The 19,963-nt window shown below is 72.1% G+C and carries 22 protein-coding genes and 1 pseudogene; 8 read left to right on the top strand and 15 right to left on the bottom strand.

The window, feature by feature from the left end; genetic code table 11:
* Positions 1-38: 38 nt before the first annotated feature.
* Genes T328_RS18785 through T328_RS18775 form a run of 3 tightly spaced genes read right to left on the bottom strand, consistent with a single transcriptional unit; the run spans position 39 to position 3,596 of the window.
* The gene (locus tag T328_RS18785) at positions 39-1,337 is read right to left on the bottom strand and encodes a hypothetical protein (protein WP_496497231.1); all 1,299 of its coding nucleotides are present in this window, start codon (positions 1,335-1,337) and stop codon (positions 39-41) included.
* Complete coding sequence (locus T328_RS18780; RefSeq protein ID WP_496497230.1) at positions 1,324-2,850, bottom strand: hypothetical protein; 1,527 nt, start codon at positions 2,848-2,850, stop codon at positions 1,324-1,326. Before T328_RS18780 ends, T328_RS18785 begins: the two co-directional genes overlap by 14 nt.
* Positions 2,850-3,596, bottom strand: a complete 747-nt coding sequence (locus tag T328_RS18775) for a hypothetical protein (protein WP_496497229.1) — start codon at positions 3,594-3,596, stop codon at positions 2,850-2,852. The genes T328_RS18780 and T328_RS18775 overlap by 1 nt, the downstream gene beginning before the upstream one ends.
* 151 nt (positions 3,597-3,747) lie before the next feature.
* Here T328_RS18775 and T328_RS18770 point away from each other — a divergent pair, with 151 nt between their 5' ends.
* Positions 3,748-4,299, top strand: a complete 552-nt coding sequence (locus T328_RS18770; protein ID WP_496497228.1) for a YciI family protein — start codon at positions 3,748-3,750, stop codon at positions 4,297-4,299.
* A gap of 18 nt (positions 4,300-4,317) precedes the next feature.
* Here T328_RS18770 and T328_RS18765 read toward each other — a convergent pair whose 3' ends face one another.
* Positions 4,318-4,848 carry a PadR family transcriptional regulator gene (locus T328_RS18765; RefSeq protein WP_496497227.1) on the bottom strand — a complete coding sequence of 177 codons (531 nt, stop codon included), beginning with the start codon at positions 4,846-4,848 and terminating at the stop codon, positions 4,318-4,320.
* A gap of 37 nt (positions 4,849-4,885) precedes the next feature.
* Between T328_RS18765 and T328_RS18760 the strand changes: the two genes are divergently transcribed.
* Positions 4,886-5,533 (top strand): cysteine hydrolase family protein, encoded by a 648-nt coding sequence (locus T328_RS18760; protein ID WP_496497226.1) that lies wholly within the window; start codon positions 4,886-4,888, stop codon positions 5,531-5,533.
* On the opposite strand, the gene T328_RS18755 is transcribed toward T328_RS18760, so the two are convergent.
* Positions 5,534-6,196 carry a TetR/AcrR family transcriptional regulator gene (locus tag T328_RS18755; RefSeq protein ID WP_496497225.1) on the bottom strand — a complete coding sequence of 221 codons (663 nt, stop codon included), beginning with the start codon at positions 6,194-6,196 and terminating at the stop codon, positions 5,534-5,536.
* A 127-nt stretch (positions 6,197-6,323) separates the two neighbouring features.
* Here T328_RS18755 and T328_RS18750 point away from each other — a divergent pair, with 127 nt between their 5' ends.
* Positions 6,324-7,406 carry a hypothetical protein gene (locus T328_RS18750; protein WP_496497224.1) on the top strand — a complete coding sequence of 361 codons (1,083 nt, stop codon included), beginning with the start codon at positions 6,324-6,326 and terminating at the stop codon, positions 7,404-7,406.
* Here the strand turns inward: T328_RS18750 and T328_RS18745 are convergent.
* A pseudogene (locus T328_RS18745) lies at positions 7,357-7,732 on the bottom strand (ATP-binding protein). The gene T328_RS18750 and the pseudogene T328_RS18745 sit on opposite strands and share 50 nt — an antisense overlap.
* Positions 7,733-8,044: 312 nt before the next feature.
* On the opposite strand from T328_RS18745, the gene T328_RS18740 reads away from it, so the two are divergent.
* Both T328_RS18740 and T328_RS18735 read left to right on the top strand, forming a co-directional pair.
* Positions 8,045-9,229, top strand: a complete 1,185-nt coding sequence (locus tag T328_RS18740) for a helix-turn-helix domain-containing protein (protein WP_496497223.1) — start codon at positions 8,045-8,047, stop codon at positions 9,227-9,229.
* A 68-nt stretch (positions 9,230-9,297) separates the two neighbouring features.
* Positions 9,298-9,789 carry a GNAT family N-acetyltransferase gene (locus T328_RS18735; RefSeq protein WP_496497222.1) on the top strand — a complete coding sequence of 164 codons (492 nt, stop codon included), beginning with the start codon at positions 9,298-9,300 and terminating at the stop codon, positions 9,787-9,789.
* A gap of 16 nt (positions 9,790-9,805) precedes the next feature.
* On the opposite strand, the gene T328_RS18730 is transcribed toward T328_RS18735, so the two are convergent.
* The 9 genes from T328_RS18730 to T328_RS18690 form a co-directional block, all read right to left on the bottom strand.
* Positions 9,806-10,159, bottom strand: a complete 354-nt coding sequence (locus tag T328_RS18730; RefSeq protein WP_496497221.1) for a hypothetical protein — start codon at positions 10,157-10,159, stop codon at positions 9,806-9,808.
* A gap of 42 nt (positions 10,160-10,201) precedes the next feature.
* Positions 10,202-10,393: a hypothetical protein gene (locus T328_RS18725; RefSeq protein WP_496497220.1), complete on the bottom strand. Its 192-nt coding sequence runs from the start codon at positions 10,391-10,393 to the stop codon at positions 10,202-10,204.
* A 259-nt stretch (positions 10,394-10,652) separates the two neighbouring features.
* The gene (locus tag T328_RS18720; RefSeq protein WP_496497219.1) at positions 10,653-11,249 is read right to left on the bottom strand and encodes a hypothetical protein; all 597 of its coding nucleotides are present in this window, start codon (positions 11,247-11,249) and stop codon (positions 10,653-10,655) included.
* A 35-nt stretch (positions 11,250-11,284) separates the two neighbouring features.
* On the bottom strand, positions 11,285-11,683 hold the full coding sequence (locus tag T328_RS18715) for a hypothetical protein (RefSeq protein ID WP_496497218.1): 399 nt from the start codon (positions 11,681-11,683) through the stop codon (positions 11,285-11,287).
* 347 nt (positions 11,684-12,030) lie between these two features.
* On the bottom strand, positions 12,031-12,252 hold the full coding sequence (locus T328_RS18710; protein ID WP_496497217.1) for a hypothetical protein: 222 nt from the start codon (positions 12,250-12,252) through the stop codon (positions 12,031-12,033).
* 65 nt (positions 12,253-12,317) lie between these two features.
* The gene (locus T328_RS18705; RefSeq protein WP_496497216.1) at positions 12,318-12,818 is read right to left on the bottom strand and encodes a cupin domain-containing protein; all 501 of its coding nucleotides are present in this window, start codon (positions 12,816-12,818) and stop codon (positions 12,318-12,320) included.
* 99 nt (positions 12,819-12,917) lie between these two features.
* Positions 12,918-13,868: an alpha/beta hydrolase gene (locus T328_RS18700; RefSeq protein WP_496497215.1), complete on the bottom strand. Its 951-nt coding sequence runs from the start codon at positions 13,866-13,868 to the stop codon at positions 12,918-12,920.
* Positions 13,869-13,897: 29 nt separating this feature from the next.
* Positions 13,898-14,842, bottom strand: coding sequence for an NADP-dependent oxidoreductase (locus T328_RS18695; RefSeq protein ID WP_496497214.1), 945 nt, complete (start codon positions 14,840-14,842; stop codon positions 13,898-13,900).
* 98 nt (positions 14,843-14,940) lie between these two features.
* A complete protein-coding gene (locus tag T328_RS18690; RefSeq protein WP_496497213.1) occupies positions 14,941-15,243 on the bottom strand; it encodes a hypothetical protein in 303 nt (100 codons plus the stop codon).
* A gap of 294 nt (positions 15,244-15,537) precedes the next feature.
* Here T328_RS18690 and T328_RS18685 point away from each other — a divergent pair, with 294 nt between their 5' ends.
* The 3 genes from T328_RS18685 to purF all read left to right on the top strand — a co-directional run bounded on the left by T328_RS18685 (position 15,538) and on the right by purF (position 19,936).
* Positions 15,538-16,041 (top strand): MarR family winged helix-turn-helix transcriptional regulator, encoded by a 504-nt coding sequence (locus tag T328_RS18685; protein WP_496497212.1) that lies wholly within the window; start codon positions 15,538-15,540, stop codon positions 16,039-16,041.
* Between the two features lie 252 nt (positions 16,042-16,293).
* Positions 16,294-18,357: an ATP-binding protein gene (locus T328_RS18680; RefSeq protein WP_496497211.1), complete on the top strand. Its 2,064-nt coding sequence runs from the start codon at positions 16,294-16,296 to the stop codon at positions 18,355-18,357.
* Between the two features lie 58 nt (positions 18,358-18,415).
* On the top strand, positions 18,416-19,936 hold the full coding sequence (gene purF / locus T328_RS18675; RefSeq protein WP_496497210.1) for an amidophosphoribosyltransferase: 1,521 nt from the start codon (positions 18,416-18,418) through the stop codon (positions 19,934-19,936).
* Positions 19,937-19,963 lie beyond the last annotated feature (27 nt).

Genomic DNA, 19,963 nt, shown 5'->3' with positions numbered 1-19,963 from the left:
ACCGTCATCGAGGATGCCGCTCAGGCCGGTGACGGGTGTCAGGAATCCAGGCTCCGGGTGAAGTCGCCGCGGGCCACTCGTGCCGCCAGGGGGTTGCTCACCAGCGAGCCGTAGCCGGTGGCGGCCCACAGGCTGCGCTCCGCGGGAACCTCGAAGTACGGCAGGTCGCGGCCGTCCACCCGCTCGGTCAGCACCTCCGGGGCCCGCCGGGTCTGGACGGCGGTGGTGCACGCGGCGCAGGCCGAGACGCGGAGGTGGTCGCGGCGGCCGAGCGGGCGCCACTTGAGGCGGCGGGCGCCGCGGCCGTGCAGAGGGTTGAAGAAGCACAGGGGCTGGGCGGTCCGCGAGCCCTGCAGTGCGTCGCGGCCTTCGAGGACCAGGGCCAGGACGCCCGCCAGATCGGCGCGGCCCCGGGCGGCGTCGAGCACGGTGCCCGCGGCGGCATACGCGTCCAGGGCGCGCCGGAGGCCGGCCGGGTCGGCGTCGTGCGGGTGGCCCTGCGCCGCTTCGCCGAGGGCGACGACCTCGGCCTCCGCGCGGCGGCGCAGGTCCGCCTCGTCGGCGGCCGTGGCCGCGGCGAACACCGCCCGGGGGAAGGCGAACGGAGCCGGGCCGCCGGTCACCCGGCGGCGGCGCACCAGGAGCAGCCCGGCGAGCACGGTCAGCACGACCGCGGCGGCGGCGATGAGGGCGACGGTGCCGACGCTGCCGCCGGTTCCGCCGCCGGCGCCCTCGGTGTCCTCGGCACCGGCCGGCGTCTCGGTGGCCGGGGTGGGGGTCGGCGTCGGGGTGCGCACGTCCTCGGTGGCCTGTTCGTAGACCTCGTCCCCGTTGCCCGCGGCGACGATCTCGACGGCCTTGGCCAGCCGGGCGCCGAGGCCGGCGTCGCGCATCTCGTCGAGGTGGAGGACGGCAGCCGCGGCGGGTCCCGCCTGGTGCTTGCCGTGCGGCCATTCCCAGCCCTCCAGCGCGTCGGCGAAGTCACTCGTGGTGAGGATGACGGCATCCCGGCCCAGCCGGTCGTGCACCGCGCCGGCGAGCTGCCGGGGGTCGCCGCCGAACGCGTCGCCCGTCGTGAGCGGCACCGCAACCACGTACAGCGGCAGCCCGGTGTCCTCGATCTGCGCGACCAGCTCCTGCTGCCGGTCGGGCGGGAGCGCGGTCTCGTACGCGTCGTCCACGTACACCGGCGACCGCCGCAGTGCGTCGGCGATCTCCTCGGCGGCGCTGGGCTGCGCCCCGGCGGACCCGGTGCCGAGCAGCACGGCGAGGGTCCCGGCGAGCAGGGTGGTCAGCATGGTGGCGAGCAGGCGTCTGGCGGAGTCAGTGCGGCACACCGGCGTACTCCCGGACCTGGTGGATGAGTTCGGTGACCCCGGTCGCGGCGGCGGCCAGCGGTCCGGGGACGGAGTCGTAGGGGACGGGCCCGTGCGGGGTGGGCAACTGCAGGCGCATGCCGTGCGGCGGAGCGGCGGCGTGCCGGCAGGCGGCGCAGAGCGGTACGGGGCCTGGTGCGTGACCTGGTTCGGGGCCCGGACCCGGTTCGGGGCCCGGACCCGGCACGGGGCCCGGCGCATGGCCCGGTACGGAGCCTGGCGCGTAGCCCGGCCCGGCGGCCGGCTCGGTGTCCTCGGGCCCGTGCAGCGGGTTGGTCGCGCAGCACCGGTAGTCGTCGGTGGCGCCGCCGAGCGCCGCGTGCCCGGCGCGGGCCAGCACCAGGGCGCAGACCAGGGCCTCCGGGGCGGCGTCCCGGTCGACGCGCCCGTCCTGCTGCCCGTCCACCGCGAGGAGCGCGGCGTCGAGGCAGTCGGCGGCCCGGATGACGCCGGGATCGCCGTGGGGCGCGCCGAGCCCGCCGGAGACCTCCGGCGCCTTCCCGGGGCCGGGGCCGTCCGCCGCGGCCGCGTACCGCTGGGCGAGCGACCGCAGGGCGTCGTCCGCGGCCCGGTGCAGCTCCGCCCGTTCCGGCGCACGGAATTCGGCCGCGCCCGGCGCGGCCACCGCTATGGCGCCCGGCGGCCATGCCGGCAGCTGAGCGGGCACCGGCACCCACATCGCGGCGCGGCGCCGCCGCCGCGTCCGCATCGGCGTGAACGCCGCGACCACAAGGCCGAACAGCACCAGCGCCAGGAAGGCGCCCACGCCCAGGCCGGGCCCGAAGTCCGCGCCGAACACCGACGGCAGCGGCTCCGGCTCGTACTCCTCCTCCGCCTCGTCCTCCGCCGGCAGCTGGTACGGGGGCTCTCCGGGCGTGCTGTTCCGTGGCGCCTCCTCCAGCAGGTTCATCAACGTGCCGAGCCGCTCGGGGAGCCGCACGTCGTCGACGTCGGAGTTCGTGTCGGCGCTCATCACCCGGCGGGGCAGCTCGTATTCGAGGTAGTCGCTGTCCAGCAGCGTGGCGTAGTTGGCGATGTCGATGTCGCCGACGTACGGATCGGCGACGACGTAGACGCCGTCCTGGTCGACCTGCTCGTGCAGCAGCCGCATCAGCTCCAGCGCATCGCCGCCGGACTCGTCCTCCCGCTGTATCGGCACGATCGCGATGTAGACCTTGTGGTCGAAGTCACCGATCCGGTCGAGCAGTTCGCGACGCTCCGCGGCGTCCAGCACCTGCTCGCTCTCCGGATCGGCGTAGAGCGGCTCGGCGGCGAGCGCCGCCCCGACCCGCTCCACCCGGAGCCGCAGATCCGCCTTGGTCGCCTTGTGCGCCGCGGACGGCTCGGGCGCGGGCCTCGCGTCGGCCGATGGTGAAGAGCCACCCCCGAACAGCTGGCCGGCGACGACTGCGATCACCGCGGCGACCAGCACGGCGGCGGGAATCTCCGGCCGTCTGCGCAGCCACGCCCACATCAGTGCCGCCCCCGTCCGGTCGCGTACGGGAGCCGCCGCAGCCGCCGGACGTAGCCGCCGACGAGGAGGATGAGCAGCGGCAGCCCGGCCAGCGAGATCCCGGTGACGAAGCTCTGGTTCTTCCGGTCCGTGATCGACACCTCGTCGTCGCTCTCCGGCTCCGGCTCCTCCCGGGGGGTGTGATGGAGCGGCTCGGGCGTGGCGGTCGGCGACTGCCCGTCGGGCCCACTGCCGTACTTCTCCCGTGCGGCCCGCGCCCGCTCGGCGACGTCGTCAGAGGTCAGCGCTTCGACGAAGAGCTCGAACGACTCGATCGGCCAGGCGTCGAAGGGCAACTCGTACGTCGTCACCGACTTGGCGTCTCGTATAGGAACGTCTACCCCGTACGACGTGGCGTCGATCCAGGACATACCGGCGTCCACCAGCACGTACAGCCCGTCCTCGCCGAGCCTGTCGTGCACGGCGGCGAGCAACTGATCGGTGAACGTGGGCGCGTTCGGCAGCACGAGCACGTACGTCGGCACGCCGGTACGGTCGGCCGCCTTCGCGAACTCCCCCGCCGCCGAGCGCGGCACCTCAAGGGGCACCTGATCGGAGATGTAGACGGGGTCCTCGCGCAGCCGCTCGGCGAGATAACCGGCCTGTGTCCTCCCGTCCTCCGCGGCGGCCTGCTCGACACCGAGCCCCGGCCCGAGTCCGAGTCCGAGTCCGAGCCCCAGCACCAGCCCGGCCACGACCGCGGCCAACCCACGCTCTCGACCCCGCACGCCCCGGCCCTCCCTCCCACTCCGGTTTCCGACTTTAGTTCGCGACTCTGACACTCGCGACGGCACGGGCGCGGTTCCGGCCGGTGTTCCCGCCCCCTTCCTGTCCATCCGGTGCTGAAGACTGGCGGCCATGGAGTTTTTCTGTCACCACCGTGACCGGCCGGGATCTCTGGCGCTGCGCAACGAGCTGCTGGAGGAGCACTGGTCCTACATGGACCGGTACGCGGCGGAGATGATCGCCCGCGGCCCGACCATGGCCGACGACGGCGTCGCGCCCACCGGCAGCGTGCACATCCTCGACCTCCCGGACGCCGCCACCGCCCGCGCGTTCGCCTTCGACGAGCCCGGCTACCAGGCGGGCGCGTACCGCGACGTGCTGCTGCGCCGCTGGCGCAACGTGCTGGGCCGCACGATGTGGGACTTCCCCGGCGGCCGCACCGGCGGCAGCCGCTACCTCGTCCTGGGCCTCGGCGCCGGCCCGGCCGTCGATCTGGCCCCGCCGCCGGAGCGGGACGAGCTGATCGCGTACGGCCCCCTGCTGTCGGACGACGGGGCTCGTTGGCTGGGCACGGCGGCGCTGGTACGGGCCGCGGACCCGGAGGCGGCGCGGGCCGTCCTGACGGCGGACGGGTACGCGGACATCGAGGTGCACAACTGGCAGTTCGGCGGCCGGCCGGACTGAACGACGACGGGTGCCGCGTCAGTTCAGCATCGCCCGCAGCCAGGACTTCTCCGCGCGGCTGGTGGCGCGGGCGATGGTGAGCATGCCGCGCCGGTACGGGTCGTCGACGTCCTCCGCGCCCAGGGGTCGGTCACGGTCGTGGAAGAAGCTCGCGGGTTGGTCCAGGAACGCCAGCCGGCGGCGCAGCACCGCGTGCCGGTCGGCGGTGTCGGGCAGCTGGGAGAGAAAGGCGAGCACCGTGAAGAACCGGGTGCTGTCGCTGACGTCCAGCCCGTCGGCCTCCCGCAGCCGGCGTAGCAGCTCGGCGCGGCCGGCGTCGGTCAGGCTCAGGGTGTGCCGCTGGGCCGCCGAGGCGCCCGGTTCGGTCTGCCGGCCGAGCAGCCCGGCCCGGACCAGTCGGTTGATCGCGGGGTAGAGGCTGCCGTCGCTGACCGGCCGGGCGTGGCCGGAGAGGTGCGCTATCCGGTGGCGCAGTTCGTAGCCGTGCAGCGGGCCCTCGGCCAGGAATCCCAGGATCGCGAGTTCGAGCATGGTGCTAGTCTCGCACATCGAAACGAGGTATCTCGAATCGATGGAGGGCGCAGGGATGGCGTACACGGAGGAATGGGTGACCGAGCGGGCACGGGCGGCTTACGACCGCGGCCGGGCCTCGTTCGACGTACGGCCCGAGCGCGCGGCGCTGCTGGTCATCGACATGCAGGACGAATTCGTCCGGCCCGGCTGGAGCCCGTACTGGGTGCCCGCGGCCACCCGGATGGCGCCCCGGCTGCGGCAACTGGTCGAAGACTGCCGCACCGCCGCCGTCCCTGTGCTGTGGACCATCTTCGACGACACCCACCTCGGCCTGGACCGGCCGCACGCCCTGCCGTTTCTCCCGCACGCCGACACCGGGTGGCGCCGGCCGGGCCCCGCCGACGTGTGGGCCCCGATGGGCCGCCGCGCCGACGAGGCCGTGATACGTAAGCCCTCCTACGGCGCGTTCTACGACACCCCGCTCGACACCATGCTGCGCAACCTCGGCCGCGACACGGTCATCGTCACGGGCACGCTCACCAACTACTGCTGCGGCACCACGGCCCGGCAGGCATACGAACGCGGCTACAAGGTCGTCGTCGGATCCGACGTCACCGCCACCGACGACGAGTCCCGGCAGGAGCCCGAACTCGCCGTCCTGCGCAAGGGCTTCGCGCTCGTGCTGACCGCCGAGGAGATCACCGCCCGCCTCACGCGGTGATCACGACCGGCGCTGACGCGGGCCCCGTCCGTGCGGGCCCCCTCCCTGCACGCCCCGTCCGTGGACCAGCGGCAGGAAGACCTCGTCGACGATCTCGGTGAGCACGGTGTCGGGCACGGCCGGGACCCCGAGCAGCGCGTACTCGTTGCGCAGCAGCGCCACGGGCGCCGACGCGACCCGGGGGTGCAGCGCCTCGGGCGCGGCTTCGCCGCGGGCCACCGCCCGGCCGAGCAGGGTCAGCCAGGCCGCCTCCTGCGCGCCCTCCGCCGCCGGGTCGCGCAACTCGGCCAGCAGCTCCGGAGCGCCGCCGGCCGCCGCGATCAGGCCGCGCAGGATCTCCCCGTACGGTGAGGACCAGGTGCTGTTCGCGCGCCGCAGCATCTCCAGGGCGTCGCCGCGCAGCGAGCCGGTGTCCGGCGGTACGGTCTCCGCCGCGGCGAGCCGGCGGTACGCCGCCACGCCGAGCGCGACGCGGTTCGGCCAGCGCCGGTACAGGGCGTTCTTGTTCGTCCCGGCCCGCCGGGCCACCTCGTCCATCGTCAGGGCCGGGACGCCGGACTCCGTCAGCACGTCGGTGGCCGCACGCAGGATGGCCTCCTCCAGCACGGCCCCGCGCCGCCGCGTCGCCGCGGTCTGCCGCGGCTTCTTCCCGTCTGGTGCCACCGGCTCCGTCCCCTTCGTCTCCGACGGTACGCATCGTACTTTCCGGCCGCCCACGCGGCGTGTAAGGTACGGTACGTACCCAATACGGTCCGGGCCGTACCGTAAAATGTGAGGAGAGCACCCTGCCGTGCGCACCTTCGGCATCACCTACGACACCGGCTTCACCACCGCCGGAACCACCACGCGCGAACCCTTCGATCCCGCGGTCGTCCGCCGCGAGATGCAGATCATCCGCGACGAGCTGGGCTGCGACGCCGTACGCGTCACCGGCGGCGACCGGGACCGGCTCGAAACCGCCGCGCGACACGCGGCCGACGCCCGACTGGAGGTGTGGTACTCGCCGTTCACCAACGGCCTCACCACCGGCGAACTCCTCGACTTCCTCACCGACGGCGCGGAACGCGCCGAACGGCTGCGCCGCGCAGGCGCCGAGGTCGTCTTCCTCACCGGCTCGGAGATCTCCCTCTTCACCACCGGCCTGCTCCCCGGCGACTCGTACGAGGAACGCGCCGCCCTCCTCGCCGACCCGCAGCGGCTACGGGCCGCCCTGCCCGGGCTCCCCGCCCGGGTCAACGCCTTCCTCGACGAGGCGGTCGCCGCGGTACGCACCCGGTTCGGCGGCCGGATCGGGTACGCCTCACTGCCGTTCGAGGGCGTCGACTGGACGCCGTTCGGCATCGTCGCCACCGACGCCTGCTACCCCGACGCCCAGCGCGCCGACCGCCTCGCCGCGGGCCTGCGCGCCTTGACCGCCCACGGCAAACCGGCCGCCGTCACGGAGTTCGGCTGCACCACCTACCGCGGGGCCGCCGACGCCGGCGGCCGGGGAGACGCCGTCGTCGCGTGGGACGACCGCGCCCGTCCGGTGCGGTTCACCGAGCCCGTCGTACGCGACGAACAGGAACAAGCCGACCACCTGCGGCACCTCATCGACGTCTTCGACTCGTCCGCCACCGACGCGGCCTTCGTCAACACCTTCGCCCGCTACGACCTCCCGCATGCGGCCGACGACGACGACCGCGACTTCGACAAGGCGTCCTACGGCGTGGTCAAGGTCCTCGCCGACGGCCGCACCGGCACCACGTACCCGGGCCTGCCGTGGGAACCCAAAGCCGCCTTCCACACCCTCGCGCAGTACGGCCGCACCCGGCGGGGCAGCCTCACCGCGTCCCCGTCCTGGGGGGAGCCGCCGAGTCTCCGGCGGTCCTGAACTCCGCCCAGACCGCCTTGCCCGGGCCGGTACGGTCGCTGACGCCCCAGTCGTCGGCGAGGGCCGCGACCACGAAGCAGGCCGTGGCCGTGGGCATCGTCGTGGGTGGGTGCACACACGCGCGGAGCGCCGTCGCCGGCGTCGTGCACCTCGACTCGTACGGCACCGTCGCGGGTGGTGACCCGTACGAGGAAGTCACGCCCGCGAGGCCCGTACCGGACGGCGTTGGTGGCGAGTTCGGAGACGCAGACGCGGATGTCGTCGGCGACCCCGGCCCCGGCCTCGGGGCCGAGCAGGCCCGCGACGAAGTCCCGCGCACGGGCCACCGCCCGCGCCCTGCGGGCGAACTGCCGCTTGCCCGCGAGCCCGTCGATACTGCCTACGCCGGGCGGTTCCGCGGAGGCCTGACCCGGATAGGCGATTCGGCCGCGATGATCCAGGCTTGCGCCGCGGGTTCTGCGGGGTAGGCGTGCTGCAGCGCTGCCTGCCCCCTGGGCGAGTGGCGCCGATGGGTGCATGATGAGACCTCCTGTGCGTAGCGCTATCGTCACAATCAGTTAAATGCGCACGTCGGTCGCGAACTTGCACAGCGCTTGCACACGCGAGCCGAGTGCCGCCGAACACGGAAGACTGGATTCATGAGCACCACGGACTTGCCTCCGGGCGCGAACCTCAAGGCGTTGCGGACCGCGCACGGGCTGTCGCAGGCGACGCTCGCGCGGCGGGCCTCCGTATCCGTTTCGCTGCTCAGCAAGATCGAGGTCGGGGACCGCACGCTCACGCCCGCCGTTGCCGCCGCGGTGGGCAAGGCACTGGGCGTGACCATGGACGCCGTGCTGGGCCGGGCGGGGGTCGGCGGGCAGGAGGCGGGGGCGCAGCTTGCCGCGTTGCGGGCCGCCGTACGGGACTACGACCTGCCGGACGCCCGGGCCGTGGCCGGGGACCGGATCGACGCGGGGCTTGCGGCGGCCGGGGCGTACCGCGATGCGGTTGACGTGCGGGCGCTGCTGACGCTGCTGCCTGGGCTGGTGCGGCAGACGACCACGTACGCGCATGCGGAGAACACCGCCGCCGCGTGGATGGCGCTGGCCGAGGCGTACAGCAGCGTGTACTGGCTGGCCGCCCGGCACCGGTGGATGGACCTGGCGGAGCTGGCGGTCGCACGTGAGCGGTGGGCCGTCGAGCAGCAGCCCAACCCGCTGGGTGCGGCCATCGCGGCGCGGGACCGGGCCGGGACGTACCTCAACTTCGGCGACATCGAGCGCGGGCTGACCGTGGTGGACCGGGCGATCGCCGACGCGCAGTCGGACCTCGGCGGGGCGGACCGGGACATCGCTATGTGCGTCCTGTCGCTGCGCGGAATGACGCTGGCCGGTCGGCTCGACGACAAGCGCGAGGGGCGGCGCGAGGCCGAGCGTCATGTACGTGCGGCAAGGCTCGCGGCGTCCGGCATCGGCCGGGACATGGACGTACACGGGCTGACGGTCGGCCCGCAGAACGTCTTCACCCACGAGCTTGCGACCCGGGTGGACCTCGGCAGGCCGCGGGCGGCGCTCGCGCTTGCCGACAACCTCGCCGCGGCGCTGGACGGCCTGCCGCCCACGAGGATCGCGCCCACGTACATCAACGCGGCCCGCGCACAGCTCGACACCGGCGACCGGGATGCCGCGCTGGAGAGCCTGTCGACGGCGTGGGACGTGGCACCGCAGATGGCGCGGATCCACCCGATGGGCCGCGAGGTGTTCCGCGTGCTGTCGTCGCTGCACCGGCGCGGCAACGCCCAGTTGCTCCGGCTCTCGAAGCTCTCCGGCATGTCGCTCTAGGCATCTGCCCAGCCCACCGGGCGACAGAGCGGTCGACGTCTTGCGGTGAGTCCGGAACCATGGCCCGCATGCCTACGTGGACGATCCGAGCCGAGCCGGTCACGGGCCCGGCCGTCGACACTGTGATGCGGCAGTACTTCACGGAGATCGGGCGACGGGTGCTGGGACGCCCGGCGACCGAGGCCGAGCTGCGAACAGTCCTGGAGAAGGACCCGCACGGAGACCTCGGTCCACCCCATGGTGAGTTCCTCGTCGCACGCGGCGACGGAGGCGACTTTCTGGGCTGCGCGGGCGTCAGGCTGCTGGGCGGAAGTCCGGAGACCGCGGAGCTGAAGCGGATGTACGTGCATCCCGCCGGGCGGGGAGCGGGGCTGGGCCGGGGCCTGCTGTTCGCCGTCGAGGAGGCGGCCAGGAGGTTGGGCGCCGCCCGGATCGTGTGTGAGACCAACGCCCAGCTCACCGAGGCGCGCGCCTTGTACACGCGGTACGGATACGAGGAGACGACGCCGTACGAGGGGCACGGCAAGGCGGATCACTGGTACGCCAAGGCCCTCGGGTAGCGCACGCAGGCACCCTTCAAGGCCGTGTGTCCTCGGTGCTCCCGGGGAAGGCCAGGCCGCGAAGGGCGAGTTGCTCCATCTCGAAGCGGCCCTCGACCGTGGCCTCCACGTCAAACGTGTGCGCAACCGCCGGCGGATAGCCGATCAGCTCGACCGCGCGACTCGGCAGCGGCTGCTCCGACGCCTCCTTCGACTCCCACAGGAGAACCGCCCCCCACCTGTCGGTGTCGGGGTCGGAGAGCCACATCTTGAAGCGCAGACCCGGTACGTCCGCGAAGGCGGAGACGGACTCGTCGCGCAGGTAGCGGCGCAAGGATTCGATGGTCTGGCCGGAGTCGGCCAGGTCCCACCAGACGACCACGGCGTACATAGCGAGCGCCCCTTCCTCCGAGAGAATGGTCCGGCCGCAGGCTCAGGCCCGGCGCAGTCCGCTCTCGATCCGGTACTGCCCGACGAACTCCCCGAACCGCTCGGCGTCGCCTTCCCACAGCGACACGGGCCGCCGCCCGGCCACCGCGCGCGACGGCGGCTCCCGTCGGCGGCACACACCCACCTCGTGCAGGCCCGTACGGCTGACCGTAGTGGCCGACGTACGCCGCCGCACCGGGTTATCCCGCCCGGCCCTCGCCGCGGCCGGCGGACCCGGGCCCCGCCCCGCCGCCCGGGCCGGAGGCCGGGACGTGATCCGGGCGGCCGTCCTGAACCCGGGACGTCACCGGCCTGCAGCCGCTGTGATCACGGACAGCGCACGGGCTGTCGCAGGCGACGCTCGCGCGGCGCGCTTCCGTGTCCGTCTCGCTGCTGAGCAAGATCAAGTCGGTGACCGCACCCGTTGCGGCACCCGGGCGCTGGCGCCTCCCCGCTCAGCTGAGACCGCGCTTCTCGCGTTCGGCTTCGATCAGCTCCTCCATGAGTTCCTCCGGGTCCACCGTGTACTCGGTGTCATCGAGAGCGTCGTAGTCCCGGGTGCTCAACGGCAGGCCAAGCTCGGCGAGTTCGGCGGCCAGTTGGGTGAACGCGACTCGCTCGTCGGGCTCGTCCTGGTAGCGAGCCGCCTCGGACGCGGCCCCCTCGGTCAGGGTGACGCCCACCAGGCCCCAGAAGCTGAACTCGGTGTCCAGCTCGATGAGATGCCAGGGGCGGTCCGCGGGTTCGTCGGGATGCAGCCAGTAGCCCATCCACCCCTTTCCGCCCTTCGCCACGAGCTTGACGTACTTGGCCATCTCCGCGGCTCCGGCGTTGATGGCCTGCATGTCCGAGTCCGCGAGTTCCTTTTCGCTCTGATAGCTGGTGTCCAGGAGCGGGTGGACCTCTCCCGGCTCGAAGAAGTCGAGGTCGAGAAGGTGGGTGAAGTCGGTGCGGCCCTCCCACTGCGCCACCAGCAGCATGCGCAGATCGTCGGGTATGGGACGGCCGTCCAACCGCTCGCGGGAGAACTCGGCGAGCCGTTCGTCGTACATGCGCCCTCTCCAGAGGTCGAAGCAAGATCCTCGCGTCAACGTAACAGCGGTGTCTGACAAGAAGGCTGGGCACGATTGCGCCTGCCGACCACCCACTGTCGCGGCTGGGCGGGTGGTGGGCGTCTGCGGGGCACGGCCAGCCGCGGGCCCGCTGCGCTGGCGCATGTCTGGGATGTCTGTGCTATCCCCAGAGCACTGAGATGGGTGCAGCGGAACAGCACCGGTTCAGCGAGCCCGCGGAGCGCGGCGTCGGGATCGGTGCGGAAGACCTCGGCGACCCCTGGCTGGTCGAGGTGGATCACGGAGGCCGCGTACTGCCGTGCCGTGGTGGTTTTGCCCGATGCGCGAGGTCCGATCAGGGATACCGCGGGTACCTCGGCGATGAGTTCGGCGACGAGCGCATCGACCAGGCGAGGCCGGTAGATGGATTCCATGACCTCACGATCCCGCTCTCACGCAAAGCAGGCTCCCGCTTTAGCGCATGCCAGGATCCTGTTCACGCGCAGTTGGGACTCCTGGTATTGCGCGTCGATTCGAGGAGCCCGAGTCCATGCGCGGCGAGTCCTCCCAGGCGACGATCGACTGTCCGGCGACGTAGTAGGCGGCAGATCGTAGCCGGATGCCCACAGGCCGTGCGGGCGGCAGCGGTGACCAGCTTGTCGTCGAGGATGATCACGGCACGATCCGTCTGGTTGCCGGCGGCGACGCGAACGGGATCAGGCGGTCGTCCTCGGCGGCGTGCTCGACGATGCCGTGCGGGCGCCGGCCGGGCCCGTGATGGTCAGTACGCGGCCTTCCCACGGGCAGCACAGTGGGCACTCGCGCGGCGCGTCGGATACGGCGACCAGCTCGACACCGGCCGGATGCGGCCCGGCTCGTGACGCTCGATGTACCGCCACACCTTCGCCTCGGTCGAGCCGTCCAGCTCTCGCCAGAAGTTGACGGCGCGCAGCATGCCGAACCGGAATTCGGGCACGGCGTTGTCGGGCTGGCAGGCGGTCAACAGGGGCCGCTCGGCAAGGGGAACTTCACCCTGTCGACCGGTGCCGGGTTTGTCGGCTCCGTGAGTCACAGGAACTCGCTCCGGTAGGTCGAGGCCAACTCGGCCGCACGGCGGCGGCGTTCCGCGAGCTCGTCCTCCGACAGTTGTGGCGGCGGCGCGTCCATGCCCGCGACGACATCGCCGATGCGCGTGAAGTACTCGTCCTGGCCGGCGGGGGTGCACATGCACAGCATGCGGGCCGGCGCACCCGAAGCGTTGCGGAAGTTGTGCGGGGCGTTGGCCGGGATGTTGACCGTGGACCCGGCCCCTACGGTGTGCTTCTCGCCGCGGAAGGTGAACTCGATCTCGCCCTCGAGGATGGTGAACATCTCCTCGAAGTCGTGCCGGTGCGGCGGCGGGCCGCCGCCGTCGGGGACGCGCATGTCGATCAGGCAGTACCGGCCGTCGGTCTGCTCGCCGGTGACCAGCATGGCGTACGTGTTGCCCACCAGAGAGATGTACGTCGTGCCGGGATCGTCGGGGTTCGCCACGGTCAGCGAGCGGGACGGGTCGTCGTCGGGGATCATCGGAATCGTCTCCTTCAAAGGTCAGTCAGGTGAGGATCAGGTGCGGGCGGGTCTCATGCAGTCCGGCAGTCTCCCGGCCGTCGCGCGCTCGGTGCCGGCTCAGATCGACTTGAGGACGCGGATGCGGTCGGCGATGGCGCGGCGGGCGACGTCGGAGGTGAAGGCGATGGAGTCGAACTCGTGCGGGGCGCCGGGGTGCAGGTGGAATTCGACCGGCACGCCGGCGCGGCTGAGTTTGGTGGCGTAGGCGGTGTCTTCGTCGCGGAAGACGTCGAGCTGGCCGACCTCGATGTAGGCCGGCGGCAGGCCGGTCGCGTCCTCGAGCCGGGCCGGGGCCGCCGTGGCCGGGACGTCGGGCCCGCCGGCGGCCTCGCCGAGCAGGGCCGGCCATGCGGTGAGGCTGTCGTCGTAGGACCACAGCAGGTAGGGCGCGATGTGTGGATCGCGGGTGGTGGTGCGGTCGTCGAGCATCGGCATGAGAAGGATCTGCCGGGCGATCTTCGGGCCGCCGCGCTCGCGGGCGAGGATCGACACGGCTGCGGCGATTCCGCCGCCGGCGCTGTCACCCATCACGCCGATCCGGTCGGTGTCGACGCCGAGTTCGGCGGCGTGTTCGTGCAGCCAGCGCAGTGCGGTGTAGGCGTCCTTGAGCGGTGTCGGGAAGGGGTGCTCGGGGGCGCGGCGGTATTCGACTGACAGCATCGGCACGCCGCTGGCGGAGACGTAGCGGGTGAGCGGCCCGTCGAACAGGTCGATGTGGCCGAGGATGTATCCGCCGCCGTGGAAGAACAGCACGGCCGGGCCGGGCGCCTCGCCGTCCTTGGTGTACCAGCGCATGGTGATCCGCGCGCCATCGCCGGCGGTCGTGTAGTGCTCGCTGGTCTTCACGTCGGCCGGGATCGGTTGGGCCGTTCCCGCGGCGCCGATGATCGGCTCCCACATGGCGCGCCGCGCCGCGATGTCCCCCACTACCGGTGGTGTGGCGTCCGCCATCGCGCCAGCCATCGGGGCCAGCGCCTCGGCGATTTCGGGATCCAAACTGAGTGCCATGGCCTTTTCCTTTCGGTGCAGGATCGGCGTCAGGCGACGGGCGGGACGACGATGACCTTGCCGTGCACCGCGCCTTCGGCGGCCCGGGCGTGGAGCGCCGGCAGCTCGGACAGCGGCACTCGCTCGGCGACGTCGACGCGCAGCTCGCCGCGGTCGATCAGCGCTACCAGCCGCGACAGCTGGTCGGCGTCGCTGCGGACGAACAGGTCGATGCCGCGCACACCGCGCTCCTGGTCGGAGGGCGCGGGCATCCATACCGTCGTGTTCACCACGACCCCGCCTGGACGGACCAGCGTGACGAGCGTGGCCAGCTCGGCCGGGTCGACCGGCGCGAGGTTGAGCACGACGTCGACCGGCTCGGTCACCGCCGCGCTCACGCCGGTGGTGGTGTGGTCGATGACCTCATCGGCGCCGGCCGACGTGACCGCCTCGCTGCTGCGCGGGCTGGCTGTGGCGATCACGTGGGCATCGGCTCCCTTGGCCAGCTGCACGGCGTAGCCGCCGACCGCTCCGCCGGCGCCGTTGATCAGCACGCGTTGCCCGGCTGTCAGCTTGCCGTGGTCGAACAGCGCCTGCCACGCGGTGAGACCCACGATTGGCAGTGCGGCGGCGTCGGGCAGCGGGACGCTCTTGGGTGCCGGCGTCAGGACCTCGGCGGGCGCGAGGACGTACTCCGCGGCGGCGCCGTTCCCGTCCATCGGCAGGAAGCCGATGACGTCGTCGCCGACCGCGATGCCGGCCACGCCCTCGCCCAGCGCGTCGATGGTGCCGGCGACGTCGATGCCGGGAGTGTGCGGCAGCACCACCGGGATGGGGCCCTGCATGAAGCCGCCGCGGATGTTGCCGTCGACGGAGTTGAACGACGTCGCGGCGACGTGGATACGGACCTCACCGGCCCCCGGGGCGGGCTGCTCCACGTCCTCGTAGCGCAGGACGTCGGGGTCGCCGTACTCGTGGAAACGTACTGCCTTCATTTCGGTTCTCACCTTCACTGCGAGTCGATGTTGCTTCGAATTCGAAGCAACTGCTGATGACGATACCTCTGCTTCGAATTCGAAGCAAGTGTTGCCGGTCACTGCCGGTGCGAGCGCATCGCCACGGCGAGTTCGGCGCCGGCTTGGTCGATGCAGGCGCGCAGTCGTGCCGCGTCGCTGTGAGCCGTGGCCGGCCAGTCGGCGGGGTCGGCGACGACGACCGTGGGCACGGGGTCGGCGTGCACGCTGGCCAGGCGCCTGCGTAGCACCTGCGCGAGGTCCGGCGGCCGCCAGCGGGAGCCGCTGTTGAGCGCCAGCAGCACCGGCATGCCGGAGAGGACACCGTCCCCGAGGACGGCGAAGAACAAGTCGAGCACCTCGCTCGGGGAGGCGGCGAGCACCGGGGTCGCCCGGTCCTCGAGATCTGTGGGCGGCGGCGCCGTCCTTCTGCTCGCAACCCTGCGCCGCACCACTGCCCGATCTCCATGTTCTGCGGTGCTCAGCCGGGCCCAACACTGCCCACACCGTGCGCGCACGAGGTCACGACATCAGACCCGTGAGACCCCCGCGTCCGGCTCAATACACCCGGCCGGGATGGCATCGAAACACGCGGAGAAGTTCGGTTCCAGCGCCGCCTGCGGTAGCTGGAAGTCGGCACCCCACACTCTTCGAATTCGAAGCAGTAGACTTCGGTCATGCCTGATTCACCGCCGTCGCTCGACGCTGTGCAGCTCGGCACTTACTTCGACCTCATCGAGGTGACCAGCCTGCTCCGGCATGCCGTCGAGCAGCAGCTGCGCGAGGTCGGCGATCTCAGTTATGTGCAGTTCCAGCTGCTGGCCCGCCTCGGGGACTCGCCGACGGGCAGTCATCGCATGACCGACCTGGCCGACGGCGTCGTCTACAGCCGCAGCGGCCTGACATACCAGGTGGATCTGCTCGAGAAGAAGGGCCTGGTCATCCGCGCTCCCTCGCTGGACGACGAGCGGAGCATCACCGTCACCATCACCGATGCCGGGCGTACGCTGCTTGTGAAGGTGCTGCCGGGTCACGTCGAGGTAGTCAGCGGCCTCCTGTTCGAGCCGCTTTCGCGCGACGACGTCAAGGCTCTCGGCGGCCTGCTGGCGCCGGTGCGCGACCACATGCGCTCGACGCCGTCTCGCTCGGCCGCACCTCGCCGCCGCAAAGGCGGCGCATAAGGATCCGACCCAGGCCACGCAGATGGGACCACGACACGTCCCGCTCGACGTGGGGCCGGTGGAAGAAGCGACGAGCCACGCCGAGGACAGGGACTGTGGCGTAGCACCCGGACGACGTCGAGTCGGTGCTGCATGCATGCGAGCAGCACTCTCAGTCCCGGGTGCTGCTCCGCGCTCGGTGCTACTCACGTCGAAAGCGCTTCATCAATCGGATCTTCGACAGCAATATGGGCCTGACGAGAGGAGCCCGGATTGGGTACGAGGGGCCTGGCGGGCCGGCTGGCCGCGGCACGAGCCGGTGCGCTGGTGGGCAGGGAGCCGGAGCGGGCGGTGCTCGACCGGATGCTCTCGGGCGCGGCGCAAGCGCCGTTTGTGGCGTACCTGCACGGCCCCGGTGGCATCGGCAAGTCCTCGCTGGTGCGCTACGCCGCCCGGCAGGCGGAACTCGTCGGCCGCCGCGTGGTGCACGTGGACGCACGGTTCCTCGACGCCGATCCGCGCCGACTCGAGGAGGCCGCCGCCCCGGCGTGCACCGAACCCGGCACGGTGCTGCTCATCGACACCTTCGAGCAGTGCCAGCCCCTCGAGACGTGGCTGCGCGAAACCTTCCTGCTCCGGCTCGCCGACCATGCGATCGTGGTGGTGGCCAGCAGGACCGCCCCCGACGCCGAATGGTCGCTGGACCCTGGATGGGCGCAACTGTTCACCGCACTGGCCGTGCAGCCGCTCGACGCCGCCCAGTCCGGCGCCCTGCTCGCCGCCCGGGGTGTCCCCGCCGAGCAGCGCGGCGCCTTCGTCGCCTTCGCCGGAGGCAGCCCGCTCGCCCTCTCGCTGGCCGCCTCTGTGCCCGCCGCGGCACCCGGCGCACCGTGGTACCCCACCGGCGACATCCTGACGACCCTGGTCGAGCGGCTGGTCGGCGACCTGCCCGGCGCCGTCCACCGACGCGCCCTCGAAGTCGTCGCGCAGGCCTACGTCACCCGCGAGCCCCTGCTCCGCAAAGTGCTGGGTGACCAGGACACCAACGCGGTGTTCTCCTGGCTGCGCCAGTTGCCCTACATCGAGGCCACGCCTGAAGGGCTGCACCCGCACGACGCGGTGCGGGCGACCCTCGAGGCCGACCTGCGCTGGCGGGACCCCGAGCGCTACGACGACGTCCGCGCCCGCATCTCGCTCGCCGGCCTGCACGCCGTGCGCTCCGCCACCGCCGACGACGCGCTCTTGCGCGTCGCGGAATGGATGTTCCTCTTCCGCGACCAGGGCGGCCCGGACAATCTGTACAACTACCGGACGCACCCCCACATCGAGGACGCTCCGCTCCGGTCCGAAGACGTGCCCGGCGTGCTGCGCATGGCCGAGGAGGCCGAGGGCCCGGCATCGGCAGCCGCGGTTGCACACTGGCTGCGCCGCCAGCCGGAGGCCTTCCGCGTCCACCGCTACGCGGGCTCATCCGCACCCGTTTCGTTCATGGCCATCCTGCGGCTGGACGCACCGCTGCCTGAGGACCGCGCCGAAGACCCGGTGATCGCAGCGGTCTGGGACCTCGTGGAGGCGGACGCTCCCCTGGGACCGGGCGAGCACCTGGGCATCCGCCGCTTCGCGGTGCTACCCGGCGGGCACCAGCGGCCCTCACCCCTGATGGAACTCATCAGCCGGCGCACCATCGCCGAGGAGATGACGAGCCACGGACGCGCGGTGACCTTCACCGTCTTCGAAGACGCCGACCGGTGGGGACGCTACCTCGCCAAGGCCGGGATGCCGGAGGTCGCGGCCGTGGACGTCGGCGGCCTGCGACAGCACGTCTTCGGCCGAGACTGGCGACGGCAAACAGTGGAACAGTGGGTGCAACACCGGGCTCGCACCGCGGTCACGCCCGTAGCGACATGGCCTGCAACCGCCTCCACGAGCGGCCCAGGCGACCAGCTGCCGCGCGCCGCGTTCGAGGAAGGCGTGCTCGAGGCGCTGCGCACCTGGCAGACCCCACGCGAATTCGCGACCAGCGTCCTGCTGCACTCCCAGCTCGTGCCGTCGGGCTCACCCGACCCGGTCGCGGACCTGCGCGGCGCCATCACCACCGCCCTCGACGCGATACAGCTCGACCCCGCGGGCGTCAAAGCCCACGAGGCTCTCACCGCCACCTACATCACGGCCTTGCGCACCCACAAGGCCGCCGCCCGGCGACTGGGGGTGCCCTACGGCACCTACCGGCGCCACCTTGCCCTGGCCAAGGAACGCCTCATCGAACAACTGCTGCGTCAACCGGCCACGACATCCACACCGACCCCGCCACACCCCGGGCCGGAGGCCGGGACGTGATCCGGGCCACGTTCTCGCCGTTCGGGGTGCCGGGCCATCCTGCCTTAGACTCGAATACGTGCCACGTGGTGACGGACGACTCAGCCACGACCTGCTTCCCGGCGAGAAGGGCCCCCAGGACGCCTGCGGCGTCTTCGGCGTCTGGGCCCCGGGCGAGGAGGTCGCCAAGCTCACCTACTTCGGACTGTACGCACTGCAGCACCGGGGACAGGAGTCCGCGGGCATCGCGGTGAGCAACGGTTCGCAGATCCTCGTCTTCAAGGACATGGGTCTGGTCTCGCAGGTCTTCGACGAAACCTCCCTCGGCTCCCTCCAGGGCCACATAGCCGTGGGCCACGCCCGCTACTCGACCACCGGTGCCTCCGTGTGGGAGAACGCGCAGCCCACCTTCCGGGCCACCCCGCACGGGTCGCTCGCGCTCGGTCACAACGGCAACCTGGTCAACACCGCCGAGCTGTCCGAGATGGTCGCCGCGCTGCCCCAGGAGAGCGGGTCGCGCGGCGGGCGGGCGGTGGCGACCAATGACACCGACCTCGTGACCGCGCTGCTCGCCGGGCAGGTCGACGGCGACGGCAAGCCGCTGACCGTGGAGGACGCCGCGCCGCTGGTGCTGCCGCGGGTCAAGGGCGCGTTCAGCCTGGTCTTCATGGACGAGCAGACGCTCTACGCCGCCCGCGACCCGCAGGGCGTCCGGCCGCTGGTGCTCGGGCGGCTGGAGCGGGGCTGGGTGGTGGCGTCGGAGACCGCCGGGCTGGACATCGTCGGGGCGAGCTTCATCCGCGAGGTGGAGCCCGGCGAGCTGATCGCGATCGACGAGAACGGGCTGCGCTCCAGTCGTTTTGCCGAAGCAAAGCCCAAGGGGTGTGTCTTCGAGTACGTGTACCTGGCCCGCCCCGACACCGAGATCGCCGGCCGGAACGTGTACCTCTCCCGCGTCGAGATGGGCCGCCGGCTCGCCGCCGAGGCCCCCGCCGACGCCGACCTCGTCATACCCACGCCCGAGTCCGGCACCCCCGCCGCCATCGGGTACGCGGAGGCCAGCGGCATCCCGTACGGGGCCGGGCTGGTCAAGAACAGCTACGTCGGCCGGACCTTCATCCAGCCGTCCCAGACCATCCGGCAGCTCGGTATCCGGTTGAAGCTGAACCCTCTTAAAGAGGTCATCGCCGGCAAGCGCCTCGTCGTCGTGGACGACTCCATCGTCCGCGGCAACACGCAGCGCGCGCTGGTACGGATGCTCCGCGAGGCCGGCGCCGCCGAGGTACACGTGCGCATCTCGGCGCCGCCGATCAAGTGGCCGTGCTTCTTCGGCATCGACTTCCCCACCCGCGCCGAGCTGATCGCCAACGGCCTGTCGGTGGAGGAGATCGGGCAGTCGCTGGGTGCGGACTCGCTCGCGTACATCTCCATCGACGGGATGATCGAGGCCACCGGCATCGCCAAGAACAACCTCTGCCGCGCCTGCTTCGACGGCGAGTACCCGATGGAGCTGCCCGATCCCGAGCTGCTGGGCAAGCACCTGCTGGAGAACGAGGTCGCCGGCGGGCGCGACGCCGCCGACCCCCTGCGCCGCCCGTAGGGCCCGCCTCGGCGCCGGCTGCCGGAC

The organism is Streptomyces sp. CNX435 (assembly GCF_059570575.1).
This window is presented reverse-complemented; position numbering and strand designations above follow the sequence as displayed.